The organism is Cupriavidus sp., from assembly GCF_057315035.1.
Map to the genome: position 1 here is coordinate 414542 of NZ_DBHKYV010000002.1, position 19274 is coordinate 433815.

The 19274-nt window shown below is 60.9% G+C and carries 18 protein-coding genes; 15 read left to right on the forward strand and 3 right to left on the reverse strand.

Annotated elements, in window-relative coordinates; translation table 11 throughout:
* Positions 1-130 precede the first annotated feature (130 nt).
* From ACO550_RS05455 to ACO550_RS05465, 3 genes are all read right to left on the reverse strand, one after another.
* Entirely contained in the window at positions 131-367 is a 237-nt protein-coding gene (locus ACO550_RS05455) for a DUF2188 domain-containing protein (protein ID WP_315591907.1), read from the reverse strand.
* A gap of 65 nt (positions 368-432) precedes the next feature.
* Positions 433-1347 carry a sterol desaturase family protein gene (locus ACO550_RS05460; protein WP_315591935.1) on the reverse strand — a complete coding sequence of 305 codons (915 nt, stop codon included), beginning with the start codon at positions 1345-1347 and terminating at the stop codon, positions 433-435.
* A gap of 511 nt (positions 1348-1858) precedes the next feature.
* On the reverse strand, positions 1859-3118 hold the full coding sequence (locus ACO550_RS05465; RefSeq protein WP_485994299.1) for an RNA-guided endonuclease InsQ/TnpB family protein: 1260 nt from the start codon (positions 3116-3118) through the stop codon (positions 1859-1861).
* Between the two features lie 429 nt (positions 3119-3547).
* On the opposite strand from ACO550_RS05465, the gene ACO550_RS05470 reads away from it, so the two are divergent.
* The 15 genes from ACO550_RS05470 (at position 3548) to ACO550_RS05540 (ending at position 19012) form a co-directional block, all read left to right on the forward strand.
* Positions 3548-4312 (forward strand): DUF4410 domain-containing protein, encoded by a 765-nt coding sequence (locus ACO550_RS05470; protein ID WP_315591909.1) that lies wholly within the window; start codon positions 3548-3550, stop codon positions 4310-4312.
* 226 nt (positions 4313-4538) lie between these two features.
* Complete coding sequence (locus ACO550_RS05475) at positions 4539-5279, forward strand: UTRA domain-containing protein (RefSeq protein WP_315591910.1); 741 nt, start codon at positions 4539-4541, stop codon at positions 5277-5279.
* A gap of 104 nt (positions 5280-5383) precedes the next feature.
* Complete coding sequence (locus tag ACO550_RS05480; RefSeq protein WP_315591911.1) at positions 5384-6007, forward strand: TetR family transcriptional regulator; 624 nt, start codon at positions 5384-5386, stop codon at positions 6005-6007.
* A 100-nt stretch (positions 6008-6107) separates the two neighbouring features.
* On the forward strand, positions 6108-7277 hold the full coding sequence (locus tag ACO550_RS05485; RefSeq protein ID WP_315591936.1) for a cytochrome P450: 1170 nt from the start codon (positions 6108-6110) through the stop codon (positions 7275-7277).
* The gene (locus ACO550_RS05490; protein WP_315591912.1) at positions 7274-7480 is read left to right on the forward strand and encodes a ferredoxin; all 207 of its coding nucleotides are present in this window, start codon (positions 7274-7276) and stop codon (positions 7478-7480) included. Before ACO550_RS05485 ends, ACO550_RS05490 begins: the two co-directional genes overlap by 4 nt.
* Positions 7480-8628, forward strand: coding sequence for an NAD(P)/FAD-dependent oxidoreductase (locus ACO550_RS05495; protein WP_315591937.1), 1149 nt, complete (start codon positions 7480-7482; stop codon positions 8626-8628). The genes ACO550_RS05490 and ACO550_RS05495 overlap by 1 nt, the downstream gene beginning before the upstream one ends.
* A gap of 214 nt (positions 8629-8842) precedes the next feature.
* Complete coding sequence (locus tag ACO550_RS05500; protein ID WP_315591913.1) at positions 8843-9907, forward strand: phosphotriesterase family protein; 1065 nt, start codon at positions 8843-8845, stop codon at positions 9905-9907.
* Positions 9904-10881 (forward strand): phosphotriesterase family protein, encoded by a 978-nt coding sequence (locus tag ACO550_RS05505; RefSeq protein WP_315591914.1) that lies wholly within the window; start codon positions 9904-9906, stop codon positions 10879-10881. The genes ACO550_RS05500 and ACO550_RS05505 overlap by 4 nt, the downstream gene beginning before the upstream one ends.
* 25 nt (positions 10882-10906) lie before the next feature.
* On the forward strand, positions 10907-12025 hold the full coding sequence (locus tag ACO550_RS05510) for an FAD-dependent monooxygenase (RefSeq protein WP_485994428.1): 1119 nt from the start codon (positions 10907-10909) through the stop codon (positions 12023-12025).
* Positions 12026-12028: 3 nt separating this feature from the next.
* The gene (locus ACO550_RS05515) at positions 12029-12967 is read left to right on the forward strand and encodes an alpha/beta hydrolase fold domain-containing protein (protein ID WP_315591916.1); all 939 of its coding nucleotides are present in this window, start codon (positions 12029-12031) and stop codon (positions 12965-12967) included.
* Positions 12964-13902: an MBL fold metallo-hydrolase gene (locus tag ACO550_RS05520; RefSeq protein ID WP_315591917.1), complete on the forward strand. Its 939-nt coding sequence runs from the start codon at positions 12964-12966 to the stop codon at positions 13900-13902. The genes ACO550_RS05515 and ACO550_RS05520 overlap by 4 nt, the downstream gene beginning before the upstream one ends.
* The gene (locus ACO550_RS05525) at positions 13899-15584 is read left to right on the forward strand and encodes a CocE/NonD family hydrolase (RefSeq protein WP_315591918.1); all 1686 of its coding nucleotides are present in this window, start codon (positions 13899-13901) and stop codon (positions 15582-15584) included. Before ACO550_RS05520 ends, ACO550_RS05525 begins: the two co-directional genes overlap by 4 nt.
* A 116-nt stretch (positions 15585-15700) precedes the next feature.
* Positions 15701-16696, forward strand: a complete 996-nt coding sequence (locus ACO550_RS05530; protein ID WP_315591919.1) for a SphA family protein — start codon at positions 15701-15703, stop codon at positions 16694-16696.
* Positions 16697-16709: 13 nt separating this feature from the next.
* The gene (locus ACO550_RS05535) at positions 16710-17915 is read left to right on the forward strand and encodes an MFS transporter (protein WP_315591920.1); all 1206 of its coding nucleotides are present in this window, start codon (positions 16710-16712) and stop codon (positions 17913-17915) included.
* A 65-nt stretch (positions 17916-17980) separates the two neighbouring features.
* On the forward strand, positions 17981-19012 hold the full coding sequence (locus ACO550_RS05540; RefSeq protein WP_315591921.1) for a GTP-binding protein: 1032 nt from the start codon (positions 17981-17983) through the stop codon (positions 19010-19012).
* Positions 19013-19274 lie beyond the last annotated feature (262 nt).

Consider the following 19274-nt stretch of genomic DNA (forward strand, 5'->3'; position numbering starts at 1 on the left):
GCCCCCCCCCCGCCCGCGCGCGCATATTTATGGGGGGGGGGGGCCGCCGGGCCCACAATCCCCAACACCTTTGGGGGGGCACGCCCGGGACTGAACTCCGGGGCTTCCCGCACATCTGGTGATCGGCCAGTCAAGCCATCCGGCGCCAGAGTGAGACGTTGCAGGGGTCGTCTCGGTAGTCGCTACGTGCTCGGACATGGCCATCGCGGCCGTGAATGAGCAGTTCGACTTGCCTCTGGCGGGCCTTTGCGGTGCCCGAGGTGATGGCTTCTTCCAGCGAGCGAAATACTTCGCGACCGTGTCCGCCGTCGGCTACAACTGCCCATTGATCCGCGGCAGCCACGACGTGAATGTTGTTGCATGACATAACTATTTCCTGATATCGATGTTGAGCAGCGTCAGCGATCGGTGCTAGCTGCCCGTGTCCTCCTTTTAGGCGGCGCTCGCCGTCACTCCTTCGTCTACGGTTTGCTGCTTGCGCAGTTCCTCGGTCGTCGTTCCCTTGCCGTTGGGAGCCCAACCCGGGGGCATCATCAGGTAGCCCATCGCATGGATCACGCTCTTTGACTGCATCATGTCCTTGCCCAGGCCGATCCAGTGCTCGAATTGGTTGACGAAAGGGTTACGCGTAGTGGTCGGGTGGACGAGGCCGAAGCGGCACGGCTCGTCTTCACGCTCTTCCACATAGGTGCCGAACAGTCGGTCGAAGAGGATCAGTACGCCGCCGTAGTTGGCATCGAGGTAATCGAGGTTCGAGGCATGGTGCACGCGGTGAGCCGACGGGGTGTTGAACACGTACTCGAACCAGCCCAACTTGGGGATCCAGGTGGTGTGCAGCCAGAATTGGTACAGCAGGTTCAGGCTCAGGGTGGAGAGCACGACTTCAGGACGTACGCCCAGCCAGACCAGCGGGACGAAGAACATTGAGGCCCCCAGGATCTTGCCAGTCCACCCGAGTCGGTACGCGGTGCCGAGCGTCAGTTCGTTCGGTGAGTGATGGACCGCGTGCGTGGCCCAGAAAAAGCGGATGCGGTGAGAGGCGCGGTGGTACCAGTAGTAGCAGAACTCCTGGCCGAGGAAAAGCAGCAGCACGGCGAGCGCGCTGTTGATCTCGACGGTGAAGATGCGGTGGTGCCAGGCAAACGCGAAGATCGGCGTGGCCAGCGACAGCGGCAGCAGCGCCATCACCTTGCGCCCGGCCATATCGGCCAGCGACAGACCCATCTCATGCCAGGGATAGGTCTTTCCTTGCTTGCGTGCCTTGCGGGCCAGAAAGAAGGCCTCGACCAGTGAAACTGCTACGACAAAGATCGTAGCGAGTAGGGTGATCCTGTGAAGGTTGTGCATGATCGTCCTTTGGTTGCGCGGTGACGTGGCTGCGTCGGTGAGCCAACTGTAGGAGGCGATCAGGTCAGACGCCATGTGGCAATTATGTCGGTCTATGTCATGGCACGCGGGACCGTGCGCCGCATGGGATAGCAGGTGTTTCCTTTGCGTGCGGACGTCCATCTGCTGCTCTGGGCTATCTCCAGGTCGTGTAACGGCGTGACATGTTTTTCACCGCGAAATTCTCGAGTCTCCAACCTATAGTTCGGTCCGTTGCCGCGCTGCACCGGCCCGGCAGAAATCAAATGAAGGACTTGTGATGACCGCTCGCTTCTCCCAAATCTCCCGTTTCCTCGCAACCGCAGCCGGCACCGTGATCCTGTTGGCAAGCGGTCAGGCGTTCGCTTCAACTGTTGTGGTGACGCCGGCGCCGGTGTATGTCGCACCTGCGAAGGTGGTTGTGTTGACATCCTCCGCTCCCTCGGCCTTAGGCCGCCGCCTGGTGGCGGAAAGGGAGGGGATTCCTTCTGCGCTATGCCGCGATGGCAGAGTCGCTTCGGTGGGTTCCTGCTGCTGACGGCCTGACAGCGCCGTTCACTTCACAGGCTATCCGGGCTGTGCTTGCGCACCCGAGCGAAGCGACGCTCGTGTCCTGCCCTTCGATCATTTCCAGACCTCTTGCGAGGATATTCATTGCGCCGACCACGTCGGCGTTGTTCTCGTAGCCGCATCCGACGCACCTGAACAGCGCCTGCGCCTTGCGATTGTCGGCCGAAATGTGGCCGCAGCATGGACAGGTGCGGCTCGTGTTCCGCGGCGGCACCGCGACGAAGTAGCCGCCGCGCCATGCCGTTTTGTACTCAAGCTGGCGACGGAATTCGCCCCAGCCCTGGTCCAGAATGGCCTTATTGAGCCCACTCTTTGCGCGGACGTTGCGCCCCGGCGCGTCGACCGTACCGCTGGCCGATCGCGTCATGTTGCGAACCTGAAGGTCTTCGACGGCGATCATTGCGTGGTTTTTGCTGATCGTGTTCGATGCCTTGTGGAGAAAGTCAGAACGCACGTCTGCGATGCGCGCGTGGATGCGTTGGATTCTGGCTTTCGCCTTCTTCCAGTTCGCTGAGCCCTTCACCTTGCGGGCCATGCGGCGCTGATACTTCGCGAGCCGCTGCTCGTGCTTCTTGAAGCTCGCGAGCGGCTCCACGAACGAGCCGTCGCTCGCCGTCGCGAAGCGGGCCACGCCCACGTCGATACCGACTGACGCGCCGTGCGGAACCGGTTGCTCGACCTCGCGCAGCGTGAGGATAGAGACGTACCACTTGCCAGCACGATGCGATACTGTGGCGCTGCGAACCTCGCCGAGCACCATCCGGCTGTTGCGGTAGCGTAGCCAGCCAAGCTTGGGCAGCGAAATGCGGCCGTTCTCGCGTTCGAGCTTAATTCCTTGCGGAAAGCGGAACCCGTCGCGTTCACCCTTGCGCTTGAAGCGTGGGAAGGCCGCACGCTTCTCGAAGAAGTTCGCATAGGCGCGTTCGAGATCCTTTAGGGTCTGCTGGGCGACCTGAGCGTGCAGTTCGGACAGCCACGGCGTTTCAGCGCTGTTGCGCCATTCCGTTAGCTGCTTGCACAGCCCCCCGTAGCCGAGCTTCTTCTCCCCACGCTCGTAGCGCTCCTTCTGCATCGCCAGTGCCTTGTTGTAGACGAAGCGGCATGCGCCGGCGAACTGACGCATCTTGAGCATCTGTTCGCCGGACGGCATGAGTTCGAACTTGAAGGCCTGGAGTCTTTGCATGAACCAATCCTATCAGGATTCCAGCGCCTGCAAGGACGCCTGTGGCGTCCGCGCTCTACATCCCCGCCATGAATGACGGGGCTTTCCGCGCGTCCCGGTAAAGCCAGCACCCAAAGTGGTCGTCAAGCCTGCTCCGAAGGTGGTGTATGTCCCCGTGGCGCCGCTCCCGACCGTGGTGGTCAAGCCCGCCCCTCGTACCGTCTACGTCGCTTCCCGTCCGATCTATGTCGTGCGTTGAGACCGTAGGCCCACAGGGCATTGCCGGCGGATGGGGCAGCGTGCACATGGCGGCGCATTTGTTTAGTGATGCGTCTGCCTCGCACGAAGGCCGTGACATTGGATGAAATAACTCGTGGCTGGCTAACCGCCCCATCGTTTTCCATACTCTGATCACCGCGCCGCAGCGCCATGCCTTCCGAGGGAATCAAGATGTCCTCCACGCTCCAATTCATTGCGACCCAGACCAAGCGCCTCGCCATCGTCGCCCTCGCTACCGGTGCGATGCTGACAGCCGGCTACGCGAACGCAGGTGTTACCGACCTTGCCCATGTGGGTCTATTGCAGACGGTGAAGGCTGACGTGATCTACGTTCATGCTTTCAATGCCGACGCTGGTCAGGTGCAACTTGACGGTGGCGTGATGCAGAGGATGAAGTCAATTGCCGCCGGCAACGGTTCCGCTGATTCGCAATCGCAAGTCGCCGCCGAGGCCAGAGAGCAAGTGGCCAGCGAGATCGTCCGCACGTTACGTGCGCAGAGCCTGAACGCAGTGCGCTTGGATGGACCGGCACCGGAGAATGCCAATGCGTTGATCGTCGAGGGTGATTTCCGGAAGATTGATGAAGGCACCAGCCGTCGTCGGCTGCTGATTGGCTTGGGTGCGGGCAAGAGCGACGTTGGCGTACAGGTGCGCATCTCCTACAAGCCAGCTAACGGCGCATCGGTGCCGCTACAGAACTTTGTCGCGAATGCTGATAGTGGCCATATGCCTGGCGCTGCAGAGACAGCAGGCGTGGGCGCTGTAGCCGGGCATGTGGCTGTGGCCGCAACTGCGGGATCTGGCGTGCACGGTGTGTCCGAGGCGAAGCGCGACACGATCTCTGCCGATGCCACGCGCCTGGGTGAGTCGATTGGCAAGCAAGTGGCTGCGGCTTGTGAGACGGAAGGATGGATGGCTGTGCCGTCTGCAAAGTGATAGCGGAGGGGCAACGCCGGATGACGGTGAAGTACCGACGATCACTGGGCCCTCCGCAGACGATACTGGCGTTCTATGACTGGCTGCGAAAAGACCTGCGCCTGCAGACCAGCGTGCCGCGCAGCAGTTCGGGCTTGGAAAACGCCTGAATGAGACATAGGCAATATTGGCGTGGCAGATTCGCGCCCTGCATTATATTGGCATAACAATATGCTAATATCTCTCGATGTCACATATTATCGACCGACTCTCCACTGTTCCCCTATATAGCCAGATCAAGGAAATCCTGATCGCTGAGCTGCAAAGTGCGGGGCGCGGTACTGCGCCGGCATTGACGGAAGCCAGCTTGATGAAGCGGTTTCACGTGAGCCGGGCACCAATACGCCAGGCGCTGAAAGAACTGGTGGATGAAGGCTACGTGGTTCGCCAGAGGGCCAAGGGAACCTTTCCGGTTCAGGGTGCCAATGTTCGCCTTCCTCCGGCTTTGGAACTCGGTGGGTTGACCCGTTACCTGACAGAGCAGGGGTTGAAACCCACCTCGCGCGTGACGGGACTTGAACGGGTAGCGCCACCTGAAGAGGTCAGGGACGCGCTCGGTCTCGAGGCGCCTGAGAAGCTGCTGTACGTTCAGCGGGTCATATCCGTCCAGGGTGCCCCGCTGGTATGGGCGCATACCTACCTGCGTACGCCGCCGGACTTTATTCCTGATGTCGAAGAACTCGAGCGGGTCGGTACAGTGTTCGCTCTGATCGAGCTGAGGCTTGGTGTGGTCTACACGCGAGGCGTACAGCATATCTGGGCTTCCGCAGCCACTCGGCAGGAAGCGAAAGCCCTTGAGATCAAAGTGGGTGCGCCTGTCCTTGTTGCTGTGACGACGTTGATGACCAGCGACGGCTCTGCAGGCGGCTGGCGGCGGGCCGTGCATCGTGCCGATGACTTCAAGTACGCGTTCGGCCTGAGTCGATGAATTTTCGACATCGACGAGATTCCCGCTCGATTCATTAAACCTCTTTGTGAATTGCAACGCGGCATTGAAGACAGAAAATCCGACATTCCATTATCGTTGTCACCATGCCAAAGCCACAGAAGAACCAACGTCAAATCCAGAAGGAAGCGACTCGTCAGCACATCCTCGCCGTGGCACTCGAACTATTTGTTTCGCGCGGCTACGTGGCCACGACCGTCGATGACATTGCTGCCGCCGCGAACACCACACGCGTCACCTTTTACTCTCACTTCGAGTCGCGCCGCGAATTGATGCGTGCTTTGATTCACGGACTCAACGACATCCTTGAGCGGCGTGACGAACCAGGTCGCAGCTCGACGGCAAGTTTGCTGGTAGCGGCGGTACGCGAAGGCTCACGCGAAAAACTGGGGGGCTGGCTGAACGAGCAGGCCGCTCGCTGGCCATTAATCAAGCCACATGTGCTGGCTGCCACCGAAGCTTCCGCTGTTGATCCCGAAATGCGCGCACTGGTTCGCGGCTGGATCGAAGAGGTGGTGGCGGACATCCGCGAGGGTCTTGATGCCGCTAACCGCTATGAACCGAAAACGCGGCATTTTCGCGGTGAACTGGCTTATGTCGCGCTCGACCAGACCGCGCTCTCCTGGATGCGCGGCGACCTGGACCTAACGACCGAACCGGCGCTCGAAGTGCTGACCGAGTTGTGGTGGAAGTTGTTGGGGGCGCCATGACTAGGGGATTACCCTGTCAGGGCATTCGTTTACTTTACACAGTGTAAAGTCAAATCAATAATGCAGGCCATGGTCAACAACGAGGAAAAGGCTTGTGACTATGGTCCCCCAATCCGGCATCGATCTATGGGCTGACGATGTGCTCGTCGATCCCTACCCGGCATACCGGGCTTTGCGTGAACTCGGCGATGTCGTCTATCTCACGCACTCGAAGCTCTACGCTCTGACTGGCTACGACGTCATCAAGAGCGCGCTTGCCGACCCGACGCGCTTTTCTTCCGCACAGGGCATTGGCTTCAACGATGGCGTGAATCAGGCCCTGCAGGGAACGTCACTCGCTTCCGACCCGCCGACGCATACCCAACTGCGCGCCGCCCTTTCGGAAAACCTCACGCCGCGGGCGCTGCGCGGTCTGGGCGAGAAAATCAGGGCCGATGCGCACGCCCTGGTGGCCCGCCTGGTCAAGCAACCGTCGTTCGACGCGATCGATGAAATCGCCCGGCGCTTTCCGATCGGAGTTGTCGCCGACCTTGTGGGTTTCCAGGGTGAGGCCAGGGCGAACATGCTGCGCTGGGGACAGGCCGCGATGGAAGTCGTGGGACCGATGAACCAGCGCACCGCAGAGAATTTCCCCATCGCGGGCGAGCTCTACGGCTACTGCTCGCAAATCACCCAGGACGCCCTGACTCCCGGCTCGGTCGGTTGGGGCGTCTTCGAGGCCGAGAAGAAAGGGGTGATTCCCGCAGGCGCCGCGAGCCACATCATTCACCAATATCTCGGTGCCGGTCTTGACACGACACTGGCCGCGATCGGCAACACCATCGCTCTGTTCGGACGTTTTCCTGAAGAGTTTGCCAAGGTCCGCGCGGATTTGTCGCTGGTTCCCTCTGCGTTCAACGAGGTATTGCGCTACTACTCGCCCGTCCACGTGTGGAGTCGCGTGGCCACACATGACGTAGAGGTGGGGGGCGTGAAGATCCCGGCCGGCTCGCGCATCGCAATCATTCTGGGCGCAGGCAATCACGACCCGCGTCATTACAAGAATCCTGAAGTCTTCGATGTGACCCGCAACCCGATCGACCATCTCTCCTTTGGCTACGGTCCGCACGGTTGCGCCGGTCAAGGCCTTGCCCGCATGGAGGGTGCGGCAATCATCGAGGCGCTCGCGACCCAGATCAAATCGTTCCGCATCGGCGATGTCGCCCGCGTGCCAAGCAACGTCACGGTGTCTTTCGACACCGTTCCTGTCGTGGAGTTGGAGGCTGCATGATCAAACTGATTCTTGATCGTCCTCGTTGCGAAGGCCATGGACTGTGCGAAGAGGTGGCCGCACAGCTTCTTCACATCGACGAAGAAGGCTATGCGGCCATCGATGTCAACGAGATCAACGATGCGAACCTCGCGACCGCCAAGGCTGCGGCGCGCGTCTGCCCGGTAGCCGCGCTCAAGCTCGTCGACGACGAGGCGACTTGATGAGCGTGCATCAAAAGAACGTGCCACGCGACATCGTGGTGGTGGGCAACGGCATCGCCGGTCTGACCGCTTGCGATACGTTGCGCGCCGAAGGGTTCGACGGCCGAATCACGGTCGTCGGTGATGAACCGGTCGCGCCATACAGCCGTCCCGCTTTGTCCAAGGCCCTGCTGCGCGACGGGGAGGATCTCACTTCGCACTTGTTGCCGGAGGCGACGCACGGCGCAGTCGAGCGGCGCGGAATCGCAGCCGTTGGACTCGATGTCGATCGACAGCGTGTGCGGCTCGCGGATGGCGAAGAGGTGCCGTATGACGCCCTGGTAATCTCCACTGGCACGCGCGCCAGGCGCCTGAGTCCTGATAGTCGAAGCGGAGAATACACCGTTCGCACGCTCGTCGATGCGCTGACGCTGCGGGCACGACTCGCGTCGAAGCCTTCGGTCGTGGTGGTGGGTGGCGGCCCGCTCGGCATGGAGATCGCTTCCGGCGCGATCGGGGCCGGATGTGCCACGACGCTGGTTGCAAAAAGGATGCCGCTCGCAGCCCAGCTAGGCACACTGCTCGCGACGCGGTTCCATGGTGCTGCGCTCGCGCACGGTCTCAAGATCGTCACGACTGACTCCGCGAAGGTTGTGACACGCGACGGTACACCCGTGGTGGCGCTTGGCGATGGCACGGTCATCGAGGCCGAGGTGATCGTTTCTGCCGTCGGCGATGTCCCCAATGTCGAGTGGCTCTCCACAAGCGGACTGCTCAATGGCGGTGCGCTCGTGGTGGACACACACGGTCTTGCTCGCCCGAATATCGCAGCCGCGGGAGATGTCGCTGCCTTTCCGCACGCGGGTCGCGTGGCACGCGTTCCGCTGTGGACGAGCGCCATCGATCAAGCGAAAGTGGCCGCCGCCGCGCTCCTCAGACCGGATGCTCCGCAACTCGCATTTCAGCAGTACTTCTGGACAGAGGCGTTTGGCATTTCTCTCAAGGCCATTGGGCCGACACCCGTGGTGGGTGAGGCAGAAGTCGTGGAAGGCACCGACGAGCGGGGAGTGCTTCGCTGGCGGCAGTCCGACGGTACAGCGACGGCGGTTGCGCTCGACTATCGCATACCGATTCCCAAGCTGCGCCGCATGACTGCGTGCAGTACGTAGGCATCGGGAGCGGTTGAAAAGCGGGTAGGACGTTCGGCAGGACCGCGGCAAGGCATTAAGCGCGCGTAGACCCCAAACCAAAAGACAATTTCTGCTTTTTACTTTGGCATAACAATAGAACATTGCAATGAATGAACGCGTGTCGCTTCGCGGTGGCATGACGGTTTTTCTGCCGGTGACGTGCTTTGCACCCCGGCGCTTTTAGGAAGCAAACATGTGCGTGAAACACAGCCAGGGCGTCCCGGAAACGACGCCACCATTCACCTCCCTCATCCTGGATCCCCCCAGCGGCAAGGGCGTCAATGCAACGCTGGTCAACACGGTGCTCGGCCCGGTCGACGCCAGGCGGCTTGGAGTCACGCTCCTCAGCGAATCGCTGCTGTACGTGCTGCCGGGCGCGCAGTACGGGTATGACATCCGGATCGATCGTGCCGAGGTGTTCGATGCCATTGCGGCGAAGCTGAGGGCGTTCAAGGCGGCGGGAGGAGGTGCCATCGTCGATGCGACGGGCATGTTCGAAGGACGTGACCTGCGTCTGTATGAGGCACTGTCACGCGCTACCGGCGTGCATATCGTTGCGTCCACGGGGCAGGGGCCCGAGGCCATGCTCGGTGGTTACTTCCTGACACCGCAGGCCAATCCCCCCACGCCTTGGCCGGCACACAAGTTCGCCGAAATGTTTGGGCGAGAAGTGAATGAAGGCATGGTGGTTCCGCGTCTGGAGCGCCGTGCGCCTGCCGGCATGGTGGCTACCGCGGTCACCCACAGCGGCATGACGCCGACTGACGGCAGTCTGGTGCGCGGAGCGGCTCGCGCCGGCGCAACGTATGGGGTGCCCGTGTTCATCCGCTGCGGTGCCGATGCACTCGAAGAGATGCAGTTGGCCATTGACGAGGACCTTAGCCCGGAACGCCTTGTCATGGGCGGGATGGATCGCCGTGACGCCGTCGCCAAGGGCTGGCCGATGGCAGTGGCACGCGCAGGCGCCCGGGTGGGCGTCGACCACATTGGCTCGACCGACCCGCGCTACCTCAGTGATTCCGAACGTGTGGCATTGATCGTCGCATTGATCGAAGCAGGCCATGCAGATCGCGTCCTTCTGTCTGCCAGCGCCACCGGGGTTTCGTTTGGCGAAGCCGGCAACGATCTTCCTTATTGCAACGTACTGACGAAGTTCGTGCCCATGCTCAGGGCGGCTGGGGTGTCTCAGGCACACATCGAACAAATGCTGATTACCAATACCGCCCAACTGCTGAGCGTCCATGGGGAAGACAAATGACACGCGTAAACACAGTGCTTGGCACGATCTCGGCTTCGGAACTTGGATTCGTTGCGATTCACGAGCACATCGGCTACGGCATGCCTGGCTGCGAGCTCGACAGCCGCTGGTGGAAGACGCCAGAGCAGCGCTATGAGGAAACGGTGCCCAAGCTGCGCCAGTTTCACGAGAACACGAAACCATGGGGGGCCGCAACCTTCGTGGAAGCGACGGGCATCTGCAACGGCCGCGACATCGACTACTACAAGTCCCTGTCCGACAAGACCGGCGTGCATATTGTCGCCAGCACCGGCTTTGTCGGAGGCGACACGGCATTGCCGTTCTTCGAGCGTGCGAGCGTCGAGTATCTGACCGACCAGTTCGTTCACGAGATCACGGTCGGCATTGGTGACACCGGCGCGAAGGCCGGAATCATCAAGGTTGGGGTGAGCCGCGGCTTCAGGATGAAGGCGCTCGACCTGCGCATCTACCGCGCGGCGGCACGCGCATCCCGCATCACTGGCGCACCGATCTTCACCCATCTCGCGGTCGATTCCGCACCGGCACTGAACATCTTTGCGGAAGAGGGGCTGCCCTGCCACCGGGTGTTGTTCGGGCATGCAGATGATGGCGTGAGCCAGGGGCTGATCAACGAGGAAGGTCTCCTGGCCGCGGGCGGGCGGATTGGCTTCGATACCTTCGGCTACGACCTTGAATTGCCCGATCCGCCGTTCTGGGGTCGCCACCGTCAGGAGCGCCTCGAACACTTTCTGGGATTCCTGAACAGCGGCCTGGTGAAACAGGTTCTTGCCTCGGCAGATGCGAATTGCTCGCCGCTGGGCTGGCCTGGTGTGAAAGGCCACACCGTGAACTATCTGTTCGAGCAGCTCTTGCCTGATCTGCGCGCCGAAGGCATCGAGGATTCGGTCATTGACCAATTGTTCGTGCATAACACGGCCGAGTTCCTGGCCCTGACGCCCAATCCCGCTCATTGAAAAAAGCCAACTACAGAGACACATGATGACACCCGGTACTTTGAAGAGTCTGAACATTGCCGTGATCGGCGCCGGATACGCTGGCGCAACCGCAGCGTTGGCCCTTAGCCAGCTCGGCGCAACGGTGACAGTTTACGAACAGGCGCAGGAAGTCAAAGAGGTCGGTGCCGGAATCGGCCTGCGTCCCTCCACGGTAGACCAGTTCCGCAAGCTCGGAATCCTGGACCGCATCGCTGCCGTGACCTCGGCTAGCGACTACTTTGAGATCCTGACGGCTCACGGTCAACGGATCGCCATGGAGGCGTGGCCCGAAAAGGAAGCCTTTGGTGCCACCACCCGCTTCGTGCACCGTGGCGACTTCATCGATACCTTGCTGGGTGTGCTGCCCGACGGCATGGTGAAGCTGAACCACCGCCTGACCAAGATCATCGACAACGGAAGCAGCGCCACTGCCGTATTTGAAAACGGCGTGACGGTGACCGCCGATCTGATCGTCGGTGCCGACGGCATTCGCTCGCAGGTGCGCCAGCATCTGTTCAGCGACCGGCCTCCGGTATTTGCAGGCGAACACGCCTATCGCGCAGTCATCCCGGCCGCAGACACCTACGGTCTGGTGGATGACGGCAACCTTCGCATGTACGTGGGGCACGGCACCAAGATCTACTTGTTGCCGCTGAAGCATCGCAACGAGGTGTCTTTTGACGTGACGTGTCTTGCGACCGACTCCACGCCAGCGCCTGTTCCGGACAAGCAGCAGTTGCTGAAAGTCGTGGCGGGCTTCGATCCGCAACTGGTGGCAATCGCCGAGGGGCTCGATATGGACAAGGTGAACCTGCGCGCCGTGTATGACATTGACCCCGTTCCTGCTTGGCATACCGACTCGGTGGTGCTGATTGGTGATGCGGCGCACGCGATGCTGCACCACCAGGGGCAGGGCGCTAATTCGGCGGTCCTGGATGCCGGCGCGTTGGCCGCCAACCTCGGTGAGGCTGACTCGATTCCCGCAGCACTGGCGCAGTACCAGGCTAGCCGCAAGCTTGTGACCGATGAGTTGCAGCGCCTGTCCCGTCAGAGCTGGAGCGAAGACGAGATCCAGACCGTCTTTCCGAGCCAGCATCAGGGCGAACTCGCCGCGAGGAGTTGAGTCATGGCATTGCATTCCACGGTTGCCCAGTTCATCGCCTCATTGCCGCCCCCGCCTTCGGGACCTCTCAACCCGGAAGCCATGCGAACGGCAGATGCGAGCCACGTTTCTCCGATGGAGAAACGACTCCCCTTGCATTCGGTAGTCGACAAGTCCGTGCCGACGCCCGCAGGTGATGTGCCCGTACGCGTCTACAAGCCGTCGGCGGCGGATACCCATCCGGTGCTGGTGTATTTCCATGGTGGGGCCTTCTTCCTCGGCAGCCTCGACACGCACGATCACGTTGCGCGCGCGCTGGCCGACGTCACGCAATGTGTTGTTGTCTCCGTCGGGTATCGGCTGGCTCCCGAACATGCTTTCCCGGCAGGGTTGCGCGATTGCTACGCCGTAGTGCAGTGGCTCGAAAGCAATGGCCGCGGCCCGGATAGCGGAATTGGCTGGGACGGCCAGACCCTGGCCGTGGCCGGTGACAGTTCAGGCGGCAACATCGCGGCTGCCGTCGCGGCGATGGCACTCGACGATGGCCTGCAATGCATCACGCACCAGGTGCTCTATTACCCGTCGCTCGACCTCGATTTCGATGTGGATCGCTACGAATCGCTGAAGACCAATGCGGTTGGCAACGGGCTGGAGACCGCGATGCTGAAGCCATTCAATGCGTTCTACATCGACAGCGGTGCCGACCCGGCCGACCCGCTCGTATCGCCCATCAAGCGGGAGGATCTTTCCGGACTGCCTCCGGCACTCATTGTCACGGCGGAATGTGATCCGCTGCGTGATGAGGGTGAGCGGTACGGCCACAACCTGGAGCGAGCGGGAGTTCCGGCAACCGTACGTCGCTACGAATCGGCAGCGCACGGGTTTGTCCAGCACTTCTCGTGGCTGCCCGAGTTCCAGGGGGTGTTTGCCGAGACCGCCGATTTCATCAGGAACGCTCGATGACGAAGACCGTCGATATCCACCCGCTGTTCTCTCAGTGGGGGCGGTTTGGCCTCTACAGTTTTTTCATCGACGGAAGCGAACCAGCGATTGTCGATACCGGCATCGCATCGTCGCCTGCCAGCGGCATCGCACCGGCCCTGAAGCAACTGGGCCGGCGCATCGAAGACGTGCGCTGGATTCTCCTGACGCACGGGCACATCGACCACATCGGCGGTGCCCATGCGCTGTGGGAGCTCACCGGCCGGAAAGCCAAAGTCGTGATCCACGAGGCGGACGCACCGTTCCTGCGTTCGCGCCGCACCCATGTCGACGAATACCTGGAGGGTCGTGGTCGCTATATCGACGATCCGGAAGGGGAGGCCCGGTTGACGGCGGTCTGCCAGGCGGCCGTCTCGGGAGAAATGGAACCCGACGTGCTGGTTCGCCATGGCGACGAGATTTCGCTTGGGCCGGATGTCACGATTACCGTGCATTCCATGCCGGGTCACACGGCTGGCTCGGTGGCCTATGTGGTGGAAGGGCAGCGCGATGTCTTCGCGGGCGATGCCGTCCAGATCCACGGCGCGGCCAATGGATTTCCGAGCTATGCCGATCCCGATGCATACCGCGCCAGCCTGCTGCACCTGCGTGACCACGTCAGGCCAAACCGCCTGTTCCTCGGCCATCCCTATCGCAGCCAGGGTGCCGAATCACTGGGCGTCGTGCTCGATCGCGAGCAGGCGGCAGCAAAGATCCAGGAAAGCCTCGACATCGAGGCGCGGGTGCGTGCTGCTACCGAGCAACAGGGCCTCGACGGCCCCGCTGTTGCCAGGGCCTCCTGTTCGCCGTTCTGTTGCATCGCGCATCACCTGCGCTATGAGGGCGATCCATCGCTGGAACCTTCACCGTTTTTCACCACCATGCACGGCTACTTCCACAAGGGTTATCGGTCATGATCGTTGTACACAAAGACCTGCGCGTACCAATGCGCGACGGGATTCATCTGGCCGCCGATGCCTACCATGGCGAAGGCGATACGCCACGACCGGCGCTGGTTGCACTCAGCCCCTATGGCAAGGAACTGCAGGCGCTGGCGCTTACCGTACCGCCGCAACGGCGCCCGTCTCCACTGTGGGACGGCTGCATCGAGGCGGGTGACATTGCGCGTGTCGTAAAGGAAGGCTACGTGCATGTGATCGGGGATGTGCGTGGCTCCGGTGGTTCCGAAGGAGAACACATCGGCAACTACAACGCCGGCGGCGTGCCACTGGGTCAGGATGCCTACGATTTCATCGAGTGGGTGGCCGCGCAGCCGTGGTGTAACGGCGTGGTCGGGATGATCGGCATTTCGTACTTCGGCTCCATGCAGATCTTTGCGGCAGCAGAACGTCCCCCGCATCTCAAGGCAATTTTCGTCAGCGGCGGCCATTTCGATTTCTACGAGACCACCTATCACGGCGGCGTCATGTGGTTCATGCCACGAGCCGCGCGCGAGGGCCGTGGTGGCGATTCGGGCTGGGCCTTCACCCACCGTCACATGTCCCGCATGCTGGAGACGTACCCCGAGGACGAAATCAAGCGGCGTGTGGCCGAGCGGCTGGCCGACCCCGACGTGGCGGCCTGGCCCAATCTGGTGCATGTGCTGAACTATCCGATCCACCATGAATCGTGGTTCGACATCATCACCAACCACCTCGACGGCGAGTGGTATGAAGAACAGAACCCGATCAATCTGGCACGGAACATCGACATCCCCGTGTACCTGCAGATCAACCAGGGTCGCGGTTGGACTGTAGACGGAACGATCGAGCTCTTCGACGTGCTGAAAGGCCCCAAGAAACTGGATATCGGGCCATACCCGCCGATGCAGACGCGCCCGTGGGTGGACGAGCACGACACCATGTTTCGCTGGTATGAATACTGGCTCAAGGGTATCGACAACGGCATCATGGATGAGCCAAAGGTGAGGGTGCATGTCGAAGGCAGCCGCCAGTGGATGACGGGTGACCACTGGCCAGTCACGCCAGTCGAATACCGGCCGCTGTACCTGCGTACCCGTGGCAAGCTGGCGTTCGAGCCCGAGCCCATGGGCGTGGACCATGCGCATCCCGAGGGCTTCTATCAGGCGCCGCTGACCGTCGTGGACAAGGTGGAAAAGCTGACGTGGTCCACCGAACCCTTCCAGACCGCAACGTCGGTGCATGGCGTGGGTGCTGCGCATCTCTACGCTGCCATCGATCAGGACGACACCAACTTCATCCTGCGTCTGTGGGACGAGGCACCGTCCGGCAAACGTCAGCTTGTCACGACGGGCTTCCTCAAGGCATCGCATCGGGAACTCGACGAGCGGTCAAGCGACGGCAATCCGTATCACCCGCACACGCGCAGCGTGCCCGTCGAGCATGGCGTGATCAACGAATACGTCATCCGGCTCTATCCCTTCGCCAATGAATTCAAGGCTGGGCACAGGTTGGTCGTCGAGCTCATGTGCAATGAGCCACTGGTGGATGAGCACAACTCCCTGTTGCCGCCCGACGCATTTCACCTGCCGGTTGGGCGGCCAGTCACCCACACGATCTATCGCGACGCTACGAATCTTTCGCGTCTGATGCTGCCTTTTGCATCGTCCCCGAAGTAGGCAAAGGTTCGTTCACCGCAGGGGAATCGATCAGAGCCAATCCTCAGGAGAGCGGCTGCAAAGCCGTTTCTCCTTGCAGTAGCAAATAAAGAAATTCAAATATCTAGGAGACAAGAATGATCAATGAAGCGAGGTATCGAAGCAGGATTGGGCGCTACAAGCAGGCGATTGGGGGCGTTGCATTGGCTGCAATGGCGTGCGCAGGGCAGGCGTCGACGTATCAGCCGGCCGGCATCAATCTTGGCGCGACAACGTTCAACGACGGGTTCGGCCGTATGGACCCGGGCTGGACATCGATTCAACTTCTCCAGTTCAAGCACAACACCCGGTTCTATACGAATACCGGCGCGCAGAGCTCGGCGTTCAAGGATGCACAGCTCAATGCGTTCGTATGGATGCCGCAACTCGCCTATACGTCGCCGATCCAGGTGCTTGGCGGCGCGCTCGGTTTCACGGCGATGCTGCCGGTCACGTCGCTGAACGCACACTCCACCGAGTTCAGTCCCTATGCACCGACGCTGACTGCGCGTTCGGGCTTTGGCGATGTGACGTTCGGCCCGTTCCTGCAAATGCCGCCGGTGATCCGAAACGGTCGTCCGGTTTTCGTGCAGCGTTTCGAGTTCGACGTGATCGCGCCAACGGGTGCCTACGATCCGAACACGCTGGTGAATCCGAGTTCGGGGTTCTGGTCGCTGAATCCGTACTGGTCGGCAACCATCCTGCCCACGCCGGAGACGGAAGTGTCGGTGCGCATGCACTATCTGTACAACATGAAGAACACCAACCCGGGAATCAACAATCCATTCCAGGTCCCGGGCATCGCGAACTTCCAGGCCGGTCAGGCGGTGTGGGCCAACTTTACTGCGTCCTACAAGATACTGCCGAACTTCAACGTCGGCTTGAACGGCTACTGGTTCCGCCAGCTCACCGATGACCGTGTCAATAGCGCCACCCAGCCGGCCGCCCGCACGCTGAACCTCTCACTGGGTCCCGGCGCCCAATGGACCATCGACCACAAGAACTTTGTGTTCGTGAATCTCTATTTCCCGGTGGTGGAGCGCAATACGTACTCCGGCACTCATATGAACCTGCGCTGGATTCATACGTTCTGACCAGGAGATGAACATGCGGAAGGTCCGCGATTTACCAGTCATCGAGAGTGCTCGCGGTATAGCGGCACTGATGGTTTCCCACTGCGCAGGCATGTTGGACTTGATTGCACTGCCGTTATGGGTAGGTACGCTGGTTGCACATTATCGATTCAACCCCCAGCAGGCCGGAACACTGCCGACCCTGTTCCTGATCGGCGCATCGTTGTCCAGCATATTCTTTGCCTCACGATTCAACCGCTTGATGGCAAAGTGGGCTGTCGTGACTGGCTTTGCTGCGGCTGCACTGGCCTTCGTACTGTGTTTCGGTCAAACGACCTTGGCCGTGCTGGGCCCCCTGCATTTCGTCGGCGGCCTGGCAGTGGGAACCGCGCTGAGTGCCACACACGGCACGATTGGACGTGCGCTCAATCCTCATCGGGTATTTGCATGGGCCGGGCTGGCTATCGGCGTATTCGGCATCGCCTTTCTCGGCGGCACGCCGGGGATACTGGCCAGGCTCGGGGGCGCGACGTTGTTCGTTGTCTTTGCCGGAATCATGGGGCTTGCGGCCCTGATGGCGCTCCTGTTTTTCCCGCGTCCTAGCCGTCAGATTGCGGAGGATCGCCACGAGCCCCTTGATCCAGTACCGCCACTCTCCCGCGCGGTCTGGTATTCGATCGTCGGCATCGCACTGCTGGCGATGACTCAGGCCATGACGCTCAGCTTCTACGAGCGAATTGGCATGGAGCGAGCCTTTGGCCGGGAGATGGTAACGCTGGCGCTAGTGATTTACGGCATCGTCACGTTGTTTCCGGCGCCATTGGCCGGTCTGCTTGAGAAGCGCATCAAGGCCACAACGGTGATCTCGATCGCGCCGATCATGCAAGCTGTGTTTGCCATGGTGGTAACGCACACCGGAATCTATCCGTTGTTCGCCGCTTCAGGGGCGCTCATGGCATTCACGATTCTGTTCACGCACACCTACGCTTTTGGTCTGCTCGCACGACTGGATTCCACTGGACGCGCGGTGGCGGCCACGCCGGCCATGCTCATGGCGGGCGCAGCCATTGCGCCGTTTCTTGGCGGAACACTTGTCAAATTCGTCGGCTTCAGTGCGATTGGCTACGCTGCCGTTGTCCTGGTCGCCGTCCAGCTATTGTTGTTCAACCTGACTCGCCGGGCGGTGCGGTGTGAGTCATCGACCGAGCAAGTTCCAGCAGTAATTCAATCAGGTATCTGATGATGGGGAGTGGGTGTGCTGCCCGCTCCGATGACGCACCGTTTCAAGTACTACAGGTAACCAACATGATTCCCGTCACTATCCTGACCGGCTTTCTCGGCAGCGGTAAAACCACTTTGCTCAAGCGGATCCTGAATGAAGATCACGGCATGAAGATTGCCGTGATCGAGAACGAGTTTGGCGAAGAGAACATTGATAACGACATCCTCGTGCAGGATGCGAGCGAACAGATTATCCAGATGAGCAACGGCTGCATCTGCTGTACGATTCGCGGCGACCTGTCGCGCGTGCTGATCGATCTAGCGACCAGGAAGCAGGGCGGTGAAATGGATTTCGACCGCGTGGTCATCGAAACCACCGGCCTGGCCAATCCCGGCCCGGTCGCGCAGACATTCTTCATGGACGACCAGATCGCCAGGGAATTCCTGCTCGACGCCGTCATCACGCTGGCCGATGCCAAACACGCGAACCAGCAGCTCGACGAACACGAAGTGGCTCAGCGCCAGGTCGGCTTTGCCGACCGCCTGTTCATTACAAAAGCTGACCTGGTCGACGAGAATCAGGTGGCCGACCTGCGCCACCGTCTACTGCACATGAATTCCAAGGCGGCGATCAAGGTCGTCAACTTCGGTCAGGCGGACATCAAGGAAATCTTCGATCTGCGCGGTTTCAACCTGAATGCGAAGCTTGAGATCGATCCGGACTTCCTGGGTGACGATGAGCACACACACAGCCATGCTCACGCCCACTGCGATCACGACCACGGCCAGTGCGACCACGACGATCATGCGCACCACGACGACAAAATCAAATCGTTCGTCTACCGCAACGACCGACCGTTCGACCCGGTCAAGCTCGAAGATTTCCTTGGCGGCATCCTGCAGGTTCATGGCGAACGTCTGCTGCGCTACAAGGGGGTCCTGTATATGAAGGGCGTCGAACGCAAGGTCGTATTCCAGGGCGTGCACCAGATCATGGGAAGCGATCTGGCTGCGAAATGGCAACCCGCGGAGAAAATGACCAGCAAGATGGTGTTTATCGGCGTGGAACTGCCGCAAGACCTGATTGCCGCCGGTCTGGACGCCTGTCTGGCGTAGCGCCTGTACTGCGGTAGTGCGACTGACTCCCTTCAAGCGCGCTGTAGGGCTCCAGCGGAGCCATGGGCTCCCTTCTCAAGCCTGTGTTGTTCGGGTGATCAGAGATTGCACGGATCTTGTTGGCAACTGCGCGGATCTTTTGGTGTGTGAAGGCTGGCATCCGGGCCATCAGACTGCAGGACAATGGAGCGATAGGGAGTAGCGATCGGCGCAGCCAAACGCTCAATAGGAAATGCATTTGCCAAGTGCACCGCGCCGATCA